13 protein-coding genes are annotated in these 20,687 nt (G+C 56.8%); 2 read left to right on the forward strand and 11 right to left on the reverse strand.

Features of this window, described 5'->3' with window-relative positions:
* The 8 genes from VM554_00005 to VM554_00040 form a co-directional block, all read right to left on the reverse strand.
* Nucleotides 1–909, reverse strand: a 909-nt coding sequence (locus VM554_00005) for a phage portal protein (GenBank protein HVJ06747.1), incomplete at its 3' end; no start/stop codon positions are given.
* A gap of 11 nt (nt 910–920) precedes the next feature.
* Complete coding sequence (locus tag VM554_00010; GenBank protein HVJ06748.1) at nt 921–2,627, reverse strand: terminase TerL endonuclease subunit; 1,707 nt, start codon at nt 2,625–2,627, stop codon at nt 921–923.
* A gap of 434 nt (nt 2,628–3,061) precedes the next feature.
* Nucleotides 3,062–4,321: a DNA modification methylase gene (locus tag VM554_00015; protein HVJ06749.1), complete on the reverse strand. Its 1,260-nt coding sequence runs from the start codon at nt 4,319–4,321 to the stop codon at nt 3,062–3,064.
* A 1,263-nt stretch (nt 4,322–5,584) separates the two neighbouring features.
* A complete protein-coding gene (locus VM554_00020) occupies nt 5,585–5,833 on the reverse strand; it encodes a hypothetical protein (protein HVJ06750.1) in 249 nt (82 codons plus the stop codon).
* 595 nt (nt 5,834–6,428) lie between these two features.
* Complete coding sequence (locus tag VM554_00025; protein ID HVJ06751.1) at nt 6,429–7,730, reverse strand: hypothetical protein; 1,302 nt, start codon at nt 7,728–7,730, stop codon at nt 6,429–6,431.
* Nucleotides 7,721–9,232, reverse strand: coding sequence for a hypothetical protein (locus VM554_00030; GenBank protein HVJ06752.1), 1,512 nt, complete (start codon nt 9,230–9,232; stop codon nt 7,721–7,723). The genes VM554_00025 and VM554_00030 overlap by 10 nt, the downstream gene beginning before the upstream one ends.
* Entirely contained in the window at nt 9,219–9,641 is a 423-nt protein-coding gene (locus tag VM554_00035) for a hypothetical protein (GenBank protein HVJ06753.1), read from the reverse strand. The genes VM554_00030 and VM554_00035 overlap by 14 nt, the downstream gene beginning before the upstream one ends.
* A 477-nt stretch (nt 9,642–10,118) precedes the next feature.
* On the reverse strand, nt 10,119–11,228 hold the full coding sequence (locus tag VM554_00040; GenBank protein ID HVJ06754.1) for a tyrosine-type recombinase/integrase: 1,110 nt from the start codon (nt 11,226–11,228) through the stop codon (nt 10,119–10,121).
* A 300-nt stretch (nt 11,229–11,528) separates the two neighbouring features.
* On the opposite strand from VM554_00040, the gene VM554_00045 reads away from it, so the two are divergent.
* Nucleotides 11,529–13,340, forward strand: coding sequence for an ABC-F family ATP-binding cassette domain-containing protein (locus VM554_00045; GenBank protein ID HVJ06755.1), 1,812 nt, complete (start codon nt 11,529–11,531; stop codon nt 13,338–13,340).
* A 12-nt stretch (nt 13,341–13,352) separates the two neighbouring features.
* Here the strand turns inward: VM554_00045 and VM554_00050 are convergent, their stop codons facing one another.
* The 3 genes from VM554_00050 to VM554_00060 all read right to left on the reverse strand — a co-directional run bounded on the left by VM554_00050 (nt 13,353) and on the right by VM554_00060 (nt 19,049).
* On the reverse strand, nt 13,353–13,790 hold the full coding sequence (locus VM554_00050) for a DUF6526 family protein (GenBank protein ID HVJ06756.1): 438 nt from the start codon (nt 13,788–13,790) through the stop codon (nt 13,353–13,355).
* 120 nt (nt 13,791–13,910) lie between these two features.
* Complete coding sequence (locus tag VM554_00055) at nt 13,911–16,781, reverse strand: FAD-binding and (Fe-S)-binding domain-containing protein (protein HVJ06757.1); 2,871 nt, start codon at nt 16,779–16,781, stop codon at nt 13,911–13,913.
* A 138-nt stretch (nt 16,782–16,919) separates the two neighbouring features.
* Complete coding sequence (locus VM554_00060) at nt 16,920–19,049, reverse strand: glycoside hydrolase family 20 zincin-like fold domain-containing protein (protein ID HVJ06758.1); 2,130 nt, start codon at nt 19,047–19,049, stop codon at nt 16,920–16,922.
* A gap of 465 nt (nt 19,050–19,514) precedes the next feature.
* Here VM554_00060 and VM554_00065 point away from each other — a divergent pair, with 465 nt between their 5' ends.
* Nucleotides 19,515–20,675: an SIS domain-containing protein gene (locus VM554_00065; protein HVJ06759.1), complete on the forward strand. Its 1,161-nt coding sequence runs from the start codon at nt 19,515–19,517 to the stop codon at nt 20,673–20,675.
* The last annotated feature ends 12 nt before the right edge of the window (nt 20,676–20,687 follow it).

The raw sequence follows: 20,687 nt of genomic DNA on the forward strand, positions 1-20,687 counted from the left end.
GACACCCCAGAGAGCACATATCTCCTCACGTTGAAATTTTCTGGACTCGATAAACTGAGCATCGCGCTGAGAGATAGCAATCGGCTCATACTTCCAATTGCCTGCGACGAAAACGGTCTTACCGGCTGATCCAGATCCAGCACGTTGCTGGTCCCACGAGGTTTTTGCCGTGGTTAGCTCTGCAAGATCGATATCATCCGAGGTGGACATGATGCCGCCGGGATCGCCACCGGTGCCGAAGTAGCTCGCAGCGTATTTCTCAGCGGCCTTAGACAAACCAAGTCCCTGCCGCGCGAGGTCTACCGGGTTGTATCCCTTGAGACCATCGAAACAGAAGAGGGGTACATGGATGATGTCCGCAGGGGCTATCTTGGTTTCGCCGTGAGTGGCCGGGTCCGTGAACACATAGATCAGGTCCTTACCTTTGCGCTTTGGCTCGATATAGCGAGGCGGGATAGGCCATAACGCTACTACTTGTCCCGCTGGATTCCGCTCAATAAGCGCATATCCATTGCCGGTGAGAGCCATAGCTCCGGCCATCGCGTCAAAAAACGTAAAGGCCGTCATCTCCGGGTTTGGCTCCTGCGTGAGCAGGTAGTAGAGCGGATGATCTACAGCCTCGGTGTGGTTCGCACCGTCGATGCTGTACATCTTCGCGGGCATGCCAGCTACACCACTGCCGATGACGCGGATGCAGGCATAGACAGCGCCGATGCGTAGCGCCGACTCTGTGTTTATCGACTCGCCCGATACTGTGGGGTAGGAGCCAGAGAGTAGCTGGTATGCAGCCGGAGAAGAGAGCGAGACAGCAGGATTTTCAAGCGAGAGGCCCGAGCTGCGCAGGGAGATGGGTGCGGCATCGCGCTCCATCGTGTCGCGTGCTGCTCGAATGGCCGAATAGATACCCATGTGTGTCCTTGCTAGGCGATGAGAAATGAATGTTTTCGTTTGGGTGGCGCGATAGGCACTACCATGCCGCGTGCGAGGGCGGTGAGTGTCGCGGAGATGCCATCTATCTTCTCCCGGCACTTATCTTTGTCGGGATAAAGTAGTCCAGCCTTGACCCCGGCGACTACATTCGAGGCCATCCAGCGTAGTACCGGATTGCCTCCATGTGAGATCTCATGCCGGAGCACCAGCTCCATGATCCGCTTCATGGGCGGATTCATGGATATGGAGCCTTGCCTAACTTGCACTAATGTATGTCCGTCAGCGTGAAGGTGCGTGGTGATCTCGCTGGAGTTCCACGGGTCGAACGCTATCTCAGATATGCGATAGATGTCGGCTAGCTGATTGATTTTCTCGCGCACTGACTGCTGGTCAATTAGATTACCCGGCGTGAGGGTGAATAGTCCCTGACGAGCCCAGATGTCATACGGTACGTGGTCCTTGCGGACACGTTCGCGGATGTTATCTGCTGGCAGAAAAAAGTGTGGGAGTATGACCCACTTTTCTAGGTCACCTTGTGGCGGGAAAAGTAGGACAAAGGCCGTGATATCAGTAGTACTTGATAGGTCTAGGCCGCCGAAGCACTGCAGGCCCTTGAGGGCAGCCAGGTCGATGGGATCGCTACATACATCCCACTTATCCATCGGCATCCATACACTATGTGACTCAGTCCAGACAGAGAAGTGGAAGCGGAGTACCTCATTCAGCATCGCGGGGGACGACTTACCCTCCATCGCGTGCCGTCTAAGTCCGGCGATACTCACCGCATGACCCATGGATGGGTTGGCCTTTACCCAGATCGCCTCATTGTCCAGGCAGGCCGATGGGTTTGCCGGATCGAGGTCCTCATCATCCAGTCCGCATATCCACCCGAAGCGGGAGTCATCGGGGATGATGCCTAGAAGGACCTTGGTCGTGTACTCACGCTGCGTCCAGCAGACGGAATGCCTATCCCATCCACTGTTGGTGATCGCTAGAAGCCATGCCTCAGAGCGTTTCTCAAGGGCAGACCAGAAAGCATTCCATACGTCGGCGGTGGGGTGAAGATGTAGCTCGTCAAGTACCACGAATGACGGGCGAGACGCCTGAAAGAGCGTCTTCGCCTCTGCACTGCAAGGTACAAACTTCGATCCTGTCGACTTACTGCTTAGATTGTTGCGAAAACTCTGGATTCGCTTCGCCAGCGATGGTGATAAGTCCCGCATACGCACGGCAGTGTCAAACACCACCTTCGCCGACTCTTTATCGGTGCTTGCGGAGTAGACATTTGCGCCTGCGACGCTGATTAACTCATAGATGGCCAGTGCAGAGGCCAGAGTGGATTTTAGGTTGCCTCGACTTATCTCGACATAGGCGACCTTAAATCGCCTTTGTGAGTTTTCAGCCCACACCCATCCATAAGAGATGTAGAGCAGCGCGGCCATCCAAGGCTCAAGGATGAACGGCTTGCCTTTGAATTCACCCTCTGTACCGGGAATGAATCGCTCAATAAAATCAATAACTCGCCTGCCGCGAACTGGATCAAATCTAAGACCGCGTGATGGGCCGGATTCCAGATCTGAAATGTGACGCTCAATCGCTAAGCGGACCCATTTACTGACGACCTGCTTTTCGCAAAGTACATCAGCGATGTATTGTTCAGCCTTGTTGTGCGGGTTGTGGGAGCTCGCATGAGTCATCTGGTGGGTTAACTATCTCTTCCGCGCCGATCTGTGCCATGAATGCCTCGAAAGGATCATCAGCGGTTGTCGGCTCGACCTGTATGCGGGATCTGGAAGCGGGAGTCATTCCGAACTCGACGAGGAACTTCCGCATGTGATCCAGCGCGGTATTAGCCACGCCCACATAAGGATTAGGGACCGGATATCCAGACTTAGGAGACCTGATTACTGCGCCGAACTTCTGCACCTGGGCCTCAGCCTGTGCCCAGCGCGAGTAACTCGCGCAGTAGGCGGCGAGGGCAGCACGATCGACCTCGGTAAGTAGTCCGAGGGTAACTAATTCAGCGCTTATCCTTCTCCACTCACCCTTTGCGATCCTATCGAGATGCGTCGGGCATGTGGGAATGCCGGATGGCTTCGGCTCGCGGGAGTTAAGTCGCCGCTTGCCTGGATTACCCTGTAACTGCTTCAGCGCTGTTGGTTTTGGTCGGCGGCCTGCCATGGATTAGTTCTGCTTTCTTACCCGTGAGTGTTTCCCAGCGGTGGACGATTACATCGCAATACGCGGGATCTAATTCCATCCCGTAGCAGATGCGACCCTCAGACTCGGCGGCTATAAGAGTCGAACCGGAGCCGAGGAATGGGTCATACACGATGTCACCTCGCTGAGAGTTATTCAGGATTGGCCTGCGCATACACTCGACAGGTTTTTGTGTGCCGTGTCCTACCCGATCATCTTGCGGGCCGGATGACCTGCCGGTTGGGTTGAGGCTTGCGATATCCCATACCGTCGATTGCTTGCGGTCGCCATGCCAGTGGCCTGTGCGCCCTTTGCGCACCGCGTACCAACACGGCTCATGCTGCCAGTGGTAATCACCGCGAGAGAGGACGCCCTGCTGCTTACGCCAGATAACTTGTGATCGGATCTGAAATCCACCTACACTCAGGCTGTCTGCGACAACTCCAGCGTGAAGTGCACCGTGCCAGATGTATGCGACGTCCCCGGGGAACAGAGCCCACGCTTCGCGCCAGTCGGCACGATCATCGTTCTCGACCTTGCCACGCTGCTGTACCGGAGCGGTAGAGAATCCACCCTTGCCGTCACGCCATGTCGGATCGTATGCGACTCCATAAGGCGGGTCGCTCACCATCAGATGAGGCTTGGCACCGTCGAGCAGGTAATCTACATCGGTGGCGACCGTGCTATCACCGCACAGCAAGCGATGCTTGCCGAGCAGGTACAGATCACCGCGTACCGTCACCGGCGCTGTGGGGACATCTACCTCCGCGTCCTCGCCTTCATGCTCTTCCGGTGGGAGGATGTTGTGCAGTTCGGCATCGGTAAAGAACGGCTGCAGGTCTAACTCGCCGGATAAGTTCTTGAGAACTTCTGGATCCCACTCCAAGCCCAATTCTGCTGTGCGGTTATCCGCGATGGCCAAGCCACGAGCCTTGGGGTCGTCCAGGCTGAGATCCATGCGCTGCACGGCGACTATTTTAGTTCCGTCGGTCGGCACGACGATGACATCGTCGATGCCTGCAGTGGCGGCCTGCTCAATGGTCTTGTTTCCGGCGATCAAGCGACCGTCGCGGTCAATGAGAACTGAACGACCAGCACCGTACTCCTGTAGTGACTTGGCGACCGCAGCGCGTCCACGCTTGGTGCCTTTATTTGCATTGCGGTCATCGGATTTAAGGTCGGCAATCTTCAAAGTTATTCAATACCTCGATCGACTATTTCGCGGTTGCGTACGCGACAGCCATGCTTACGGTCTGGTAACTCGCGCCTTTTGAACAACTTAGGGGCCATACCCCCTATGACAGCACCATTCTATGGAACTGTGTAAAATTTACTCACCTGCTCGGGTACGGATGGAGTGATGCCGCTCGCACAGGCTCAGTAGGTTGGCGGGGTCGAGGCGACGAGAGGGGTCGAGACGGACGCGGACGAGGTGGTGTACCTGCTCTGCCGGTGTAGCTATGCCAGCGATGAGACAGTCTGCACAGAGGGGATGCTCCCGCATGTGCCGGAGACGGAGACGAGCCCAGGCATCGTCATACCCCCGAGACCATGCTGAGCCACGGGCTCTGTCAGATATCCGCTGTGACTCTCTGAGGTAGGTCCTACGCACGATAGTGTGGTCCGGGCAATAGCCCGAGGCGACGAGCACAGGGCATCCGTAGTGGGCACAAGGACGAAGTGGTGATGTCGGCATAGATACCAGTAGAGAGGAGGCCCGATGGCCAGCCGCAGGAGGAGGATGTGGGGCCATCGGGAGGCGTCGCGGTGGAGAGGGTAGAGCAGCGACGGCAGGAGAGATGTCTCATCTATGCGATGAGCGATGAGCTACATGCTAGTAGCATGCATGGTAAAAATGTGCCGGACTATTTTTTCAGGGGTGCTAATGCACGAAGGCCGGTACCGGCTCGGTCCTATATCTGCCCTCTATAGATTAGTCGGCTGAAACTACCCAGATACATCGGTCTTTTTTATCTCCGCTGTCAGCCTCTGTACCTTAGACCGCGCAGCTATCTCCGAGATCCCTAGCTCATCAGCTACACCAGCGACGGTAGCACCGGGTAGACACAGCAGACGGTATAGATCGCCATAGGTGGCGCGTAGAGCCACCGGTAGAGTAGGTGGGAGGTAAGGATGCATATCCGGGTCACCGTCTCCACAGAGGGCATGCTGAGCTATCTCAGGGAGCTCTACATATCGGCACTCGACCCTCTGCATATCGATGATGCGACGATGCACGATGCGAGAAAACCAAGTAGAAAATCTAGAGCGGCCGGAATAGCTGTCCAGAGACTGCCATGCTGAGATGGCAGCCTCCTGAGCTATGTCATCGCTCTGCGAGGTATCTGCTCGTGACATCTGCCTAGCATATGCCACGCAGTCAGCCAGTAGGGAGTTTAGGGTCTCAGCGGTGGCTGAGACCCGATAGGTGGCGTAGGACGCATCTAGCTGCGTGCTAGTCATGGGTACCTCCCTCGTATGTGTGATAGCCAGCCTCAGATATCTCAGCCATCTCGTCGGGAGAGACTACCCGGAGCATGGGGGTAGCCCTAGTGTGCGAGCGGATACCCTGCCAGGTGGGGATGATCACCTGCGCATACTCTAGGCCACACACATAGGCCAGCATGAGATGAGCGTCAGGCCGCAGAGAGAGAGCCGTCTGTAGCGTAGGGGGAGCGGTAGGGGTGTCAGAGGGACTAGACATGCGACACCTCCTGTTGTGGCTGTGGCTGTGGCTCGACAGGGGGGGCATAGTGAGCCGTGAGCTGCCGGAGTAGCTCCTCAGCCTCGCGCAGCCTGATCAGGGTCTCTATCAGGCTGCTACGCAGCGCTATCTCATAGGTGGCGGGGGTGAAGGAGCTACTCATGTGACACCCCCGGACGGACGATATAGAGACGAGACCGGGACGGGGCTGCTGTCTCCTTAGCTGCCCGTCGGGCAGCAGACCCGGCAGCCAGGTATCGGGACCACATATCTCGCAAAGAGGCCCACTGCTTGAGCGTCTCCTCATGAGATTTTTTGTCCTGAATCGCGAGACCCAATAAAAAAATCTCATGCGCTAGTGGACCGACTAGACGGTCCTGCTCGGTAGCCGGGTACCCCGGCATTATGCTGTGGCTGGGAACTATCGTCGAGATAAACTCCATGTGCTACCTCCAGAGGTCCTCTGACATCAGGAGCCTCTGTATAAGGGGTCCCGTAGTCGGTTTTTACACTCATTGCTGTTTTGGTCCTCTGGAGGGCTAATACCGGCGGAGGGAGGGGTGCGGCGGAATGGGGGTGGGGGGATACTCCCCCCTCACCTCACATACCTCTTCCAGGCTGGCTCGGAGGAGCGGATGCAGGAGCAGGGAGCTAGTGTCTGCACCCTCTCCTCAGGATGGTACCGTATGGTCCCGACGTAGTCGGTGGATACGACCCCGGTACCCTTGCACTTGGGGCAGGTCTTATCCACCAAGCGGGTAGTCTGGGTCATCTCCCCGGACAGGTACCAGTTGGCCTCAGCATTGATTTGCTTAGCCATCGTGGGTAGAGCCCGGGTCAGCTCAGGGAGGGACTTTATCCTGCCTGCAGGGTTATCCCGCCAGTAATGCTCCTGCAGGTCAGGAGACATCCAATGGTAGGAGACTATCCGACGGACCCCCCGCCAGTCATACTCTCCGACGGGATCCCGGTTCTCCATAGCAAAAGTAAGAGGGTCCCATGCTTTTGGCTGGGCAGGTACCTTCTGTGGCTGGGCAGGAGATACCTCAGTTTGAGCAGGTACCTTCTGTGGCTGGGCAGGAGATACCTCAGTTTGAGCAGATACCTTCTGTGGCTGGGCAGGAGATACCTCAGTTTGAGCAGATGTGTTTTTGCTGTTGCTCTTGCTGTTGCTGTTGCTGTTGCTCTTGCTGTTGCTCTTGCTGTTGCTTTTGTCTTTAAGAAAAAAAGTAGCAACATTACCCTGTCTCTGTGCAGGACTACCTAGTTCCACCCCTGCTGGCGGAGTAGCTGTCTCTGTCTTTGTTTCTTTCTTCTTCTCCTTCTCCTTTTTGTATATGTCGACAAAAAAGGGGGTCGTCGTGTCGCTGACAGCGACAAAAGGAGGGGTCGTCGTGTCGCTGTCAGCGACACTGGTGTCGCTGAGGTGTCGCTGAGGTGTCACTGAGGGTGTACCAAAGGTGAACCTACCACCACCCAGATCCTGTATCTGTCCCTCACTGAGGTCATTGGATCGCTCCCGGTAGATTGGGTTAACCACATCCTTTGTGTCCCCCACGGACAGGTATTTACCCGCCAGAGGTCCATCTGTGATGCGGTACTTGTCTAGCAGGATGGCATAGGGTCCTACTTTCCCCTTATGCACCTCCCGCTTGATGTACCCACTCTCCTCCAGATTTTTTAGGCTCCGCTGGAGTGTTCGGACGTTTACCTCCGGGGCCATCATATTCAGATATCCCGCACACCCCCAGTACACCCCCGTCTTGCGGTCCGCCAGCAGGAGCAGTAGGTTAAACACGGCAAACTCATTTAGACCCATTCGCCCCCGCTCTAGATGGGAGACGAGGTTTCTTCGGACCTGCACATATCCATTGTCCGTTGCGTCGTTCACAAACATTTTGCCACCTCCTCAGGAGACTCATAGGGGTTTATCCCCATCTGGATATCCCGCACATCTGCTGCCTGCTCCGGTGTCAGCTCCCGCACACAGCGCGAGGTAGGATCCACATGCACGTCAAAAAACTCGAATCCAAGTCCGGATCGAGGTGGCTTGGGCAGGGAAATCCGCATCGTGTTTGTTTCCTTGAGCGGACCTCGGAACCACACCCCTAACACCACATCCATACCTTGACTAGCAGCAGAGAATGTATCTACCGCGTTGCAGTCTCGATAGCACCCCCATAGCTGGTCATCCTCATCTTTGTCCGCCGCAGAGAAGCCCGCCCTATTGGACTGTAGTGGGGTGACACAGACGACCTCCTCATGATTCGCGAAGGCTTGTAGCCTTTTGAAGTCGCGGCTGTGGGCTGCGACTTCTTCGCTTGTATTTTTAAACTCGACCCCCATTAAGGCTACATAGTCGATGCAGATGACGTTGTACCGTTTGCGCGTACGGTGAGTGTGATAGTGCTCCAGCACATCATCCAGAGTCTCAGCATGGGTGCACTCAATGGAACCTGCCATCGCGTGCCGGAATCTGTCGAAGAGGGTGTCTTTAGCCAGTACCCCCTCTGCGGAGATGGTATCCGGCTGAGTCTCCCAGTCATTGAGGCTGGGTAGGTCCAGCACCCATGGATCTACACGTGGGTCTATATAGGCGGCGTAGGTCCAGATCATCGTAGCCATCGCCTTTTCGGGTGTCTCCTCACAGGGCACAAATAGGACCCTAGCCCCCTGAACCGCAAAGTGGACCATCAGAGATTTACAAAAAGTTGATTTTCCGCTGCCGGTGTACCCCAGCACTCCGATCCACCGCAGATTTTTTGGACCTATGACCATCCGCGTATCAATAGAAGGTAGGCCTGTTAAAAACCTATCCCCCTGCTCCCTCCTGAGGATCGCGTCAAGGTTATCTGATATCTCCTCGCTGGCCTCGATGATGTCTCCCTCTATCCCCCGAAACCCGGGAGTAATAGGATCCTCAGCAGCCCGCTTTCTTACAAAGGCCATTGCATCGACCACACCCCGGGGTGCATCTCCACCCTTTTTCTCATCTGGCACACGACCGGTCGCGATATTTATTCCGTGCTGGAAAGTTTTCTCAAAATAACTGACACGACCCTGATTGATCATGTTCACTGTTAGGACTTCGGCGTCGGCCACTCCATCCGGGTCACCAGTCTCTACGAGACTTAGATTCTCCACGATGAGGATCCAGCGATTCCCATATTCTGACCGTGCGGTCCCAAACTCTCTCAGATCGGCGATGCTGGTGGGGCACTTTTTCATCTGCTCAATAAAGTCGAGACATAAGCTCAGTGCAGGTACACCTGCATCGTCGACCAGACTCTTGATGGCCCACCTCAGATTGGGGGTGTAGTCCCGGATCGTATCGTATGGCTGCTGCTTGATGATGGCTGCTATGAGGTGGTGGCTAGGATCCCAGTTAGTTGCCTGCATTGGTCACCTCCTGTGCTGGCTGAGCGGGGGTGGGGTTTTCGGGGATGCCATGCATCTCCCTAATCCGCATAAAACGGAACTCATCCGCTATGAGGTCCTTTATCTGCTGGGCTGTGAGTATCTCCGGCTCATGCTGTGGGTCTCGCAGGGTGTAGGTGGTCATCATCCTCTGGGTGCCCGCTGACCTGACTTCCCCTCTCCCGAGGAGGCCTAGCTTGACGAGGCTGCGGATACAGCGCTCGGTGTGCTCCGGCTTACCACCCACCGTGGAGTGGACCTCTGCACTGGTGGCCTCGCCACGATACATATATATAGCTGCGATGATCATCCGCTCTGTGGGCGTCAGCTTATTTTTCAAAATCGACAATACTGTCTGCCGTTCTTTTTCCTGAATCCATCCTGTTTTCATTTTGTTATCTCCTGTGTGCCCATAGTTGGGTCTTTGTCTAATACTGCTGCTGTGGTTGTTTCGACCGGATAGGTCGAAGAATTTCTTCTCGCTACATAGGAGCAAGTGGTAGTTCGAAATTCTCGTTACATGTGTTTTAGGGGTGGGGGTGGCTCAGAGGTGCATAAACAGGGGAGATACGGGTAGTTGGGGAATGTAACAAGAAAAGGAATCCAGGAAGGGGCTGAAATTATTTTTATTTATTCTGAAGAATTTGTGCGTCAGGTCGGTATTAGTCCCCAGATGGCAAAAACAGTAGTGAGTGAAAAAACCGACTACCGGATCTATAGATATACGGGCTGCCCAGATGACAGCTCACACCACTCACGCAGCAGACACCACAGGAGGATACGCCATGACCACACGCACCGTAGGAGGATACGCCATGTACGCAGAGACGATGGACAGAGAGATCCGTATCACCCCACAGCAGGAAGCTCACCGGCGCTCAATGACCCTTCGTATGTGGGCTTCATTGAGATCCGGTACCCATGGGGCATAGTGCTTGCGAATCGTGGTGGTATCAACATGCCCCATCATGGTAGCCACCTCCTCGGGTCTTTGCCCGGCTCGCAACTGCCAAACGGCAAATGTGTGGCGAAACTGCTTTATGTTCGCCGGTTTCGTCTTCGGCCTGCCTCGGCTATCGAGCGTCGGCAGGATCACATACTTTACCCCCGACGCCTTTATGCACCGCATGAGCCGCTCCGTCCACATCTTCCTGTCCCCCAATATGCGGGGGTTGTCACTACGGAAGGGCATCGTGGGCTGGTACCCCGGAGGCAGTGGGATCGATGTGAGCTGCTGGGCCACCTCCTCGGAAATAGGAATGACGGCGTTGCCCTTGGTTTTTTGCCGGGCATAGGTGTACACCGGGATGCGCCGTCCATCGAGCACCACCCACGTGATATTGTCCGGCTGAAATTTTATGGCATCCATGATGTCGCATCCGGTATTGAGCAGCAAGGTAAGCAGCGACGACAGGCGCTCGACGAACATCCCCTGCTCACACTGCTGCACATGCCGGGGAGAGGCAGTGGCCACCGCAGCGGTGATCTTCTCGATCTGCTCATCGCTATAAGGACCCTGCACCAGATCGGCATCCGGCTTGATCGGCTTGATCGCTGCAATGGGGCTCTCCTTGAGCACCTTGCGCTCGACCAGATAGCGGAAAAAACTCCGCAGGATGCTCCAGCGGTTCTGGCGCGTGCTCATCGCCAGACGGCTCCACTTGGGGGAGGAGTACCAGCGCTCCATCGCTATCGTGGTGATCTCCTGAATGTATTGAACCCCATGCTCATCAGCCCACTCCTGTAGCTGACGCATCTGTGTCCGGTAAAGTTGGGTCGTGGTCCCCAGCTCGGACCCGGCCCGGAGGCTTCGGGAGATCCAGAGTTCCCCGGCTTCTTTTACCGTCACGAGTTGCGCGGCTTCCTCTTCCGTGAGCTTGCGAGAGGCGGCGATCTCCGGGTCATAGCCATGCAACACATGAGACGCAATTCGCTGCGCCTCCGCCCATGATGGCGTGTTGAGAGTTCTTCGGAGCATCTTCCCGCCCCGGGGGTTCTCATAAATCCATTTGGGACAGGAGCAGGAGTTGTATTCCGGCTCCGCCAGATGAGAGCATGTAGTGATATGTCTGGTGTAAACCCGCACACTCCCGAAGGCACTCTTGCTGATCGTCATGACTCGGTACTCTCTCCGAGCCATCATAGACTGTTTTGTACACCCTTGGTACACGAAATTTTTACAGTCTTATAACTTATGTGTTTTCAATAGTTTAGGACTTCAAGGGGCCGTACGAAGAGTACGTCTCCGCAACCAGCACCGCCAGCTAAGAGGCCCGCTTTGACGCCGATCTTGAATGGGCAGGGGTTGGAGAAGCGCTTTGGCGCGACAACCCTCTTCCAGAACATCAGTTTTGTTGTTTCCGAGGGCGACCGCATCGGCGTGATCGGCCCAAATGGCTCCGGCAAATCGACGCTCCTCGGTATTCTGGCTGGCGAAATCGAGGTCGATAGCGGAGAACTCTCACGGCGCAAACATACCCGGCTGAGCTATGTAGCACAGGTATCCGAATTCGCTCCCGGACAGACGCCTCGCTCGGTATTGCAGGATGCCTTGAAGAAGGCGCATGTACCTGAAGCGGAGTGGGAGGCGCGGATTGCCGAAACCCTTGGCCGCGCGGGGTTTGAGGAATTCGATACCGAGGCGGTTACATATTCCGGAGGCTGGCGGAAGCGGCTGGCGATTGCACAGGCGCTGGCTGTAAAGGCCGATGTCCTGCTGCTGGACGAGCCGACAAACCATCTGGATCTGGCGGGCATTGAGTGGCTGGAAGGCCTGCTGGCCACTGCCCCATTTGCCTGCGTCGTGGTGAGCCACGACCGGTACTTCCTCGAAAATGTCGCCACAGAGATGGTCGAGTTGAACCGCACCTATCCCAACGGCCTGCTGCGGGTGGCTGGAAATTACAGTCAATTTCTGGAAAAGAAGGAAGAGTTTCTGGAGACGCAGGCAAAGCGCCAGGATGCGCTGGAAAATCGCGTCAAACGTGAGATGGAGTGGCTCCGCCGCGGCCCCAAAGCGCGAACCACCAAGAGCAAGGCCCGCATCGACAAGGCGAATGAGTTGATTGGAGAGCTGGCTGAGCTAGGCGCGCGCCGCAGCACCTCATCGGCTGGAATCGACTTTACCGCCACCGAGCGCCAGACCAAGAGACTCGTCGAAGTAGAAGCACTAAGCTACACAATTGGGGAGCGCACGCTCTTCCAGAACCTCAACTTCGCAATCCTCGCCGGAATGCGTGTCGGCCTGGTTGGACCCAACGGCAGCGGCAAAACAACACTGCTTCGGCTGCTCCGGGGAGAGGTAGAACCGGCCAGCGGGGATATCCGCCGCGCTAATTCCCTGCGTATCGTCTATTTCGATCAGAACCGCGTGCTCGATCCCGATGTAACCCTGCGCCGCGCACTCGCACCTGACAGCGACTCGATCGTCTACCAGGACCGCGTGATTCATGTCGCGTCGTGGGCCTCGCGCTTCCTCTTTACCGGCGAGCAATTGAACCAGCCTGTTGGGCGACTCTCCGGCGGCGAGAGAGCGCGCGTGCTCATCGCCAATCTTATGCTGCAGCCGGCTGACCTTCTTCTTCTGGACGAGCCGACCAATGATCTCGACATCCCCACGCTTGAGATTCTGGAAGAAAGCCTGCTGGAGTATCCCGGCGCGTTAGTGCTGGTTACGCATGATCGCTATCTGCTCGACCGCATTTCGACCACGGTACTGGGCCTGGATGGTATCGGCTCGATCGAGCGTTTTGCGGATTATCCGCAATGGGAGGCGTGGCAGGCGGAGCGCAAGCAGGCGAAAAATAAAAGCACTAACCCTTCCACCACACGCACTGCCTCACCTACGCCAGCGCCGCTGCCGGCCAAAAAGAAGCTGGCCTACCTGGAAGCGCGCGAATATGCCGAGATCGAAGACCGCGTCGCGAAAGCGGAAGAGGTTCTGCAACAATGGCGGGCAACGCTGGAAGACCCTGCGGTCGCAATTGACGCCGTGCGCTTGCAGGAGGCGCTGGCTCAGTCCGAGCGGGCACAGCATGAGGTCGATGCTCTCTATGCCCGCTGGGCCGAACTGGAAGCGAAACAGAACTAGCAACTGCCAGGCTTAGACCCGCCAGTAATCCGGGCGCCAGATGATGATGGCTTTCTTGATCTCCTTAGGAGCAAGCCGATCACGGAGAGTCTTTTCGACAAGAGCTGGAAGCTCCCCATCCGAAGCAAAGCGCAGAGCAATCAGTTGTTGCTCGGTAAGCTCGTCAGATTGCAGGCGAAGAGCCTCTGGCAGAAGAGCCGCAAGACGCAGGCGCTCCTCAAGGCGGATTACACGGTCTTGAACTCGCAGCGCGTAGCTCCGCACTCTGAAGGCCAGCACGATCAGCACGATGGAAAGCACAATCAGCCACTCATCAAAGTGGCGTGGTTCGTGATATTCATGCACGATGCATACAAAGAAGTTGAGCAGTAAAGCAGGCATGACAAAGAAGTGGTACCAAGGATCCACACGTCCATGATTTGCAAGCGTCTGCGGTTTCTTCTCGCTCATATCTTTCTCCTGTGTTCAGACTGTCCACTTCCCTGCTAAGTGTTCCCGAAGAGGGTAGCACCGCTGGCTGTCGGTTGCGAAGCTAGAACTTAATTGGCAGCAAGTCTACATCGTCTTGAATCAGGCCTCCGGACGGGAGACATAATCCAGGAGATGCAGGTAGGAGCGGTAGATCTCTCCTGTCGCCCGCGTCATTCCAATCTCGCAGGTACGGCTGCTGGAGAAATATCCGTCGCAATGTTTCTTCTCGATACTCTCTGCCTCGTCCTGCGTGGCCGAAGCCGTGAGCTCGGGGAAAAGGAATCCCCTATCTCCGGCAAACGCGCAGCAACCCGCCCCCTGCGGCACAACCACCTCATCGCTGCAGGCCTCGGCTATCTTCACAAGCTCTGACGCAATCCCCATCTTCGTCACCGAGCATACGGGATGAAGCGTTACCGAATTTACCCGGCGATGGATCGGCAGGTGCGGAAGGATCTGCTCGCTGGCAAACTGCACACTGTCGAGGATCGTGAGCCGATCGAATTTTGCCTGGTTTTCAGGCGTCAGGTAGGGGCGTGCGGTCTTCAATCCGTAGGTACAAGGGCTGGTATCTACCAGGATTGGGAGCGCACCATTCTCGGACCAGCGCGAAAAATTTTCGATGGTGTGGTTCAATGCTGCGCGGTGTCCCGCTTCAAAGCCCTTGGAGGAAAAAGGCACGCCGCAACACTTCCCCGTCAGATCGGAGGGCACAAACAAAGGAACATTTGCCCGTTCTGCGATATTGAGCAACGCCTGCATGGTTGTCGTGTCGTCGGACTCTCCGGGCAGCGCCCCCATGATGCGGGAAATACATGCCGGGAAGTACACCGCCCTGGCTCCCTGGCGTGGCGTTACCGGCAAAGGCCCGCGGCGCGGATGCGGCATCTCTTTCGACCATTGCCAAAAAGGCTCATCCATCCATGCCCTGGTAACCCGGTTGAGTGTCCGCGTAATCGCAACCATGGTCTGCAAGCCAAACACGCGCTGCACCCCGTGGCCCATGCCAAGCGCAAACCGCGCGCCAATCTCCGCAAGCTTCAGGTTGCGTGCAATCGTCCGTGCCGCTGCGTTCGCAAGGCTCGTGTGCCGCACCTGGCGGAAGCGCTTGGTCAGCGTGCCGGTATCGATGCTCACGGGGCACTCTGTGGCACACAGGCCATCGACTGCACAGGTATCCAGCACCATGTAGGGAAAGTCCCGCTCCAGCGCCTCGTATCGCTCCCACTCCTGGCCTGAGTCCTTCAGCCTTTGCATCTCTCGCCGAACCACAATGCGTTGGCGCGGAGTCAGCGTCAAGTCGCGGCTGGGGCACTTATGCTCGCAGTATCCACACTCGATGCACTTGTCCACCTCTGGCTCGACGACGGGCAGCCCCTTGAGGTTTGCGATATGGGCCTCTGGATCGGAATTGAGGATGACTCCCGGATTCAGCAAGCCGTACGGGTCGGCAAGTGCCTTGACCTCGCGCATGACGGAGTAGGCGTCACTTCCCCACTCCGTCTCGACAAATGGAGCCATGTTGCGCCCGGTTCCATGCTCTGCTTTGAGCGCGCCATCATACTTCTGCACGACCAACGTCACCACATCGTCGATGAACTCCCGGTAGCGACGAATCTCAGTCGCATGAATAAAGCCTTGCGTGATCACGAAGTGCAGGTTGCCATCCTTGGCATGGCCGAAGATGATCGCATCCTTGTAGCCATGGCGATCGAGCAGGATCCGCAAATCTACCGCTGCATCCGCCAGCCTCTCGACCGGGAAGGCTACATCTTCAATGATCGCGGTGGTTCCGCTGGCGCGAACCGCACCGACGGAAGGAAACATCCCTTTGCGAATCTTCCAAAACTGGGCCTGTACCGCCGGATCGCGAGTGAGAATCGCAGGATGCAGGAGGTGGAAACTGGAAACTGCCTCATCCGCACGCGATTTGACCTCCGCGCGTTCGGCGTCATTGGCGCATTGGAACTCAACCAGTAACGCAGCCGCATCGGGAGGAAGAGAGCGTAAGACTTCGGGCACTCCTGGCTTGTCTTCAACGGAACGCATCGACGAACGATCCATCAACTCCAGTGCGGCGGCACCTGCCTGCTTCAAGACGGGAATAGCAGCACAGGCGGCGTGGAGATTCTCAAACAAAAGCAATCCAGTGTATTTGTAGGGCTGGTCTGGAACCGTGTTCAGCACCGCCTCGGCAACGAAGGCGAGCGTGCCTTCTGAGCCAATCAGCAGGTGGCTGAAGATATCGACTGGACTCTCAAAATCAAGGAAAGCATTCAACCCATATCCGGTAGTGTTCTTCATCAGATATTTGCGCCGGATTCGCGCAACCATCGCAGGATCGTTTGCGATGGTGCTCTTCAGGCGTAGCAGACCGTGATAGAGGTCCGGCTCCAGCTCACGAAAGCGTGCATCGGCATCCGGTTCGGCAGTATCCACTTCTGTACCCGAGGGCAGCACGAATGTGAGGGATTGCAAGGTGTGATAGGCGTTCTGAGCGACTCCGCAGCACATGCCGCTGGCGTTGTTTGAGAGGATGCCGCCTAATTGGCAGCTATTGATTGACGCCGGATCGGGTCCGATCTTTGCCCGATACAGGCGCAGAGTATCGTTCGCCTTCTGGCCGATCACTCCGGGCTGCACGCGAATCGCCTTGCCGTTTTGCTCTACGCGGATAACGCGCCAGTGACGGCTCACGTCCACCAGTACACCGTCGGTGATGGATTGGCCTGAGAGACTGGTGCCGCCGGCACGAAAGACCAGCGGGACACTATGACGATGGCTGAAGCGAAAGAGTTCGCGGACCTCATCTGTGCTTACGGGCTGCACCACTGCCCGCGGAATCAGCCGGTAGAAGCTGGCATCCGAGGCAAACGCGATGCGGTCTATCTCGCGAATCAGGATTCTCGCCGGATCGATCCGCTCTTGCAACGCGGCGAGGATCTCGCCGGGCGTTAGTGAAGTTGTCACAACGGCCTCTCCGGTCTGTATAACATCCGCTTTCACTTCCCACTCCTTATCAAAAATAAGAATCCCGCACGAGTAACTTTTCAAGTCCATGCAGTCCTGCCGCGAAGAAGGAATGCGGCAGGCTGGATTCGGGTTTCCTCAATCGTTCAGACTGGCTGGAATCCCCACATCCTCCGGCCTGGGGAGTGTGCGGGTGCGGTACCACTGATCGATGATGCCCGTGACGCGTTCCCGGCGGCCGAGCCAGAGGTCCATCGCGTGGTCGTAACGAGCCAGAACATTATGGAGCCAATAGGTACGGTTCTCACGCAGCCATGCCTGTTCGTATAAGTCGCGGTTCGCGGAGTAGCCACTCAAAATATCCTGGCAGCGTCCATTGTTCCCGGCGATGTCATAGAGTTCGTTCGCCAGATTGTCGGCCAGCTTTGAATCTTTCTGCTCCGCGTAGGCACGGCCATAGCCCAGGATGATTTCATCGGAGAGCTGAAACTTCAGGCCAATCAAATCCATTCGGCGCGCTCCCAGTTCCATCCCCCGCAAAGTATCGCTTTCTCTCAACTTCTGCTGCGACTCCGCCTCCGCCAGCAGGATCATGGCCCGCTCCGCGTGAAGGCGGAAATCGTGAACCACGGGGCGCAGCTTCTTCGCCGCGATCTTTCCTTCCACGCTCCAGGGATCCATCCAGAAGAGCCGGTTACTTGCGTCGCCCAGGTCCGCCTTGGCCAGAATTGCATGAGCCGCGGCCAACTCCCGCTCCGCTTCGTCGATCTTCCCAGTGGCATCTCCGTGGAAGACCGCTCCATAGCTCTGCTGAAACTGCTCGATGGAGCTCTCCCCAGGCTGCCAGCTTGCGGCGGCAGAAAAGATCACTCCATACCAATCCTGATCGAACAATCCCTCCCCATCATCGTCCCATACCGTCGTCAGAGCCCCTGTACTGCCCAGCCGCTGTCCATCGCGGACAAATCCCTGAATATTCAGCAAAGCGGTATTGTTATTCGGATAGACGCGATTCCAGTTACTGACACCCGGAGCCACCCACGTCTCCATTCCCGCCTCTTTGAATGGCAGGATGAAACGAGCGAATCCCTTCGGCTGTGGGCCATAGACCCAGGGAACCGCGATCATGTCCTTCGGCAGGGTCTTCACTAGTGCAGGGTCATTCCACGCCAGATCTCCCCAAAAAAGAATCTTCTTATTCAGTGGCTGCAGAGCGTTCCGAATCTGCTTGAGGAAGGCGACATAGGTGGCGCCAAGCCCTTTCTGCTGAACCTCAGCACTGGTCTGGCCGCGTCCAAGATCAAACGTCTCATCCGCGCCAATGTGGACAAAGGGTCCCGGAAACATTCCGGCAATCTCAGTAAACCACTGCGTGATAAGGGCGATGGAGCCTGGCTGACCAGGAGCCAGCACGTGTCCGTGCGGAGTCTCAGCCAACGGTGCATATTGCTCATACGTGAGGACGTTGTGCAGATGGCCGAATGCCTCCTGCTCAGGAACAACGGTCACATGATACTGCCCGGCATAGCGCACCAATTGCTCGACATCGGACCGCGTCATGGCACCTCCCGGAGACGCAGCCAGAGGATTGCCGGAATAGGCCAGAGTGCTCTCAAAATATGGCGAATAAATGTTGATCTTGAATGCGGAAAAGATGCGCACCTGGCGCTTCTGATACTCCAGTGTCGGCACTGGACCGCGTGAGAGGTCATCGCTGATTCCACGGTACCTGAGCGCCGGCCAGTCTCTCACCAGTACAGAATGGATCTGCGCCGAGCGGCCCGACCCAACGACCAACTGCTTGACTGTCTGGGCACCATAAAACATGCCCTCGGCGCTGCTCGCGATGATCGCCAGACTATGCGCGCCAGGCAGGAGGACGTATCCCTCGGGCTTCATCGCATCATCGAACTGCACAGCGCCGGCAGAGAGCAGCCGCCGCGCCCGGGGCTCGCTTGCCCGTAGAAGCTCGATCTGAAGTCGCTGGGGATCGGTCGATGAAGGCCGCACCTCACGGCTGGACAGGGCTTGCCGCAAATCGTCGGCGGCAAACCGATCCTGCGCATCCGAACTGTCCACTCGAACCACGACTCCATGCGCCAGGGAAACTAACTTGTCGTGGCTGACCTCGCGTGGCTGGGGAATCAGCCGGAGCGTGGCCCTTTTGCCTGCTGCGGAATCAGAGGTCGACACGCCCTTCTGCGCCCGGACCGGGCATGGGGCGACAAGCGTCGCCAACAGATACAAGATTCCCGCAGGAGCCGCCATTTGGCTCCAGGAACGAAATCGCAATCCCGGTCTCTCCAAAAAACGTACAAACTGCATCAACGCTCTCCTTCAACCTGCACTACAATTCCGCACACCCGGTTAGCGTCGCCTGCCGTCAGCCGGCCCCACTGTCAGGACCACCTCAGGAAGTCTTTTTTGGCGGGAAAGAGCCTCCAGACTACTGGGCCTGGACACTAGACGCGCAGCAGGCGATACCCTGCCATCGCCGGACAGGACGGTCCCACTCTACATGTATTGAACTATTGGACCTTGAAATCGGATTCTATTCCTCCCGGCATCCCAGTTGGAGATGTTTTTTCGCCGCGCTGCGGTCACAATGGATGAAGATTGGAAATCTTCCGATACTCTGGAGTGAGGCGCCCTATGGGGTTCTTGGACCACAGCCGCGCTGCGCCCCCCTCGGCACGAAGAGAGAACACGAAGAAAGAAAAGAAGAGAAGAGTGATGAGCGAGCACAAAGGCACAAGCAATTCTGGTTCCCCACAGGAGCCGAGATCCTTCCCTCACGCGATGCTGCGCGAAATCTACGAGCAGCCCCGTGCGCTGGCAGACACCATCGGTCACTACATCCCCGATGGCAAACTGAATCCCGATGCCTTCAGGACGGTTCCGGAATCGATGGGGAGCAAGCAGCGCCTTGTCATCGCGGCCAGCGGTTCGAGCCGCAACGCCGGTCTTGCAGCGGAAATCATGCTGGAGGATCTGGCCGGCCTCGCGGTGGATGTGGAGTATGCCAGCGAATACTGTTACCGCTCGAGCCACACGTTGCAGGATCCAGGCGTCGTTGTCGTTTCGCAATCCGGAGAAACAGCGGATACGCTCGCCGCGCTGCGGGAGGCGAAGCTGCGCGGACTTGTCACCGTAGCGATTACAAATAATCCGAATTCCACCATGGCATTGGAGGCGGACTCTTCCCTTCCCACCTATGCAGGCAAGGAAAAGGCTATCCCTGCCACCAAGAGCTTCACGACGCAGCTCGCCGTTCTGTATTCCCTGACGCTGCTGCTGGCCCGGCTCCGCGGACGTATGACCGCGCCTACGATCGAAGCACATGGCTCCCAGTTGGCTAGGCTGCCGCTCCTTCTGGAACAGGTGCTTCCGGCATGGGAAGACCAGTGTCGCCAGATAGCGGAAGAGAGAAAAGATTCACAGACCTTCCTGTACCTTGGACGCGGCGTTCATTACGCGATTGCCCGCGAAGGCGCACTGAAGTTAAAGGAATCGGCATATCTGCAGGCGGAAGGATATCCGGCAGGCGAACTGAAGCACGGACCCAATGCGCTGGTCAGCAGGAGTGCTCCGCTGGTGATTCTAGCAACGCAGGATCGCTCGGATCCGGACTCGGTTCTGCGCTATTCCAAGACTGTTCAGTTGATGAAGGATATGAAAGAGCAAGGTGCTCAGATTATCGCCCTGGCCAATGAGGGCGATCTGCAGGTACCCGCGCTAAGCCGGCACTGCATCTTCATTCCGGAGACAACGGAACATCTGCTTCCGATTCTTGAAGTGGTTCCGCTCCAGTTGCTCGCCTATGTGTTCGCAATCCAGCGGGGCATCGATGTGGACAGCCCGCGCAATCTGGTAAAGGCTGTTGTTCAAGAATGAAATGAGCAAGGA

Source organism: Acidisarcina sp. (genome assembly GCA_035539175.1).
Lineage (GTDB): Bacteria > Acidobacteriota > Terriglobia > Terriglobales > Acidobacteriaceae > JANXZS01.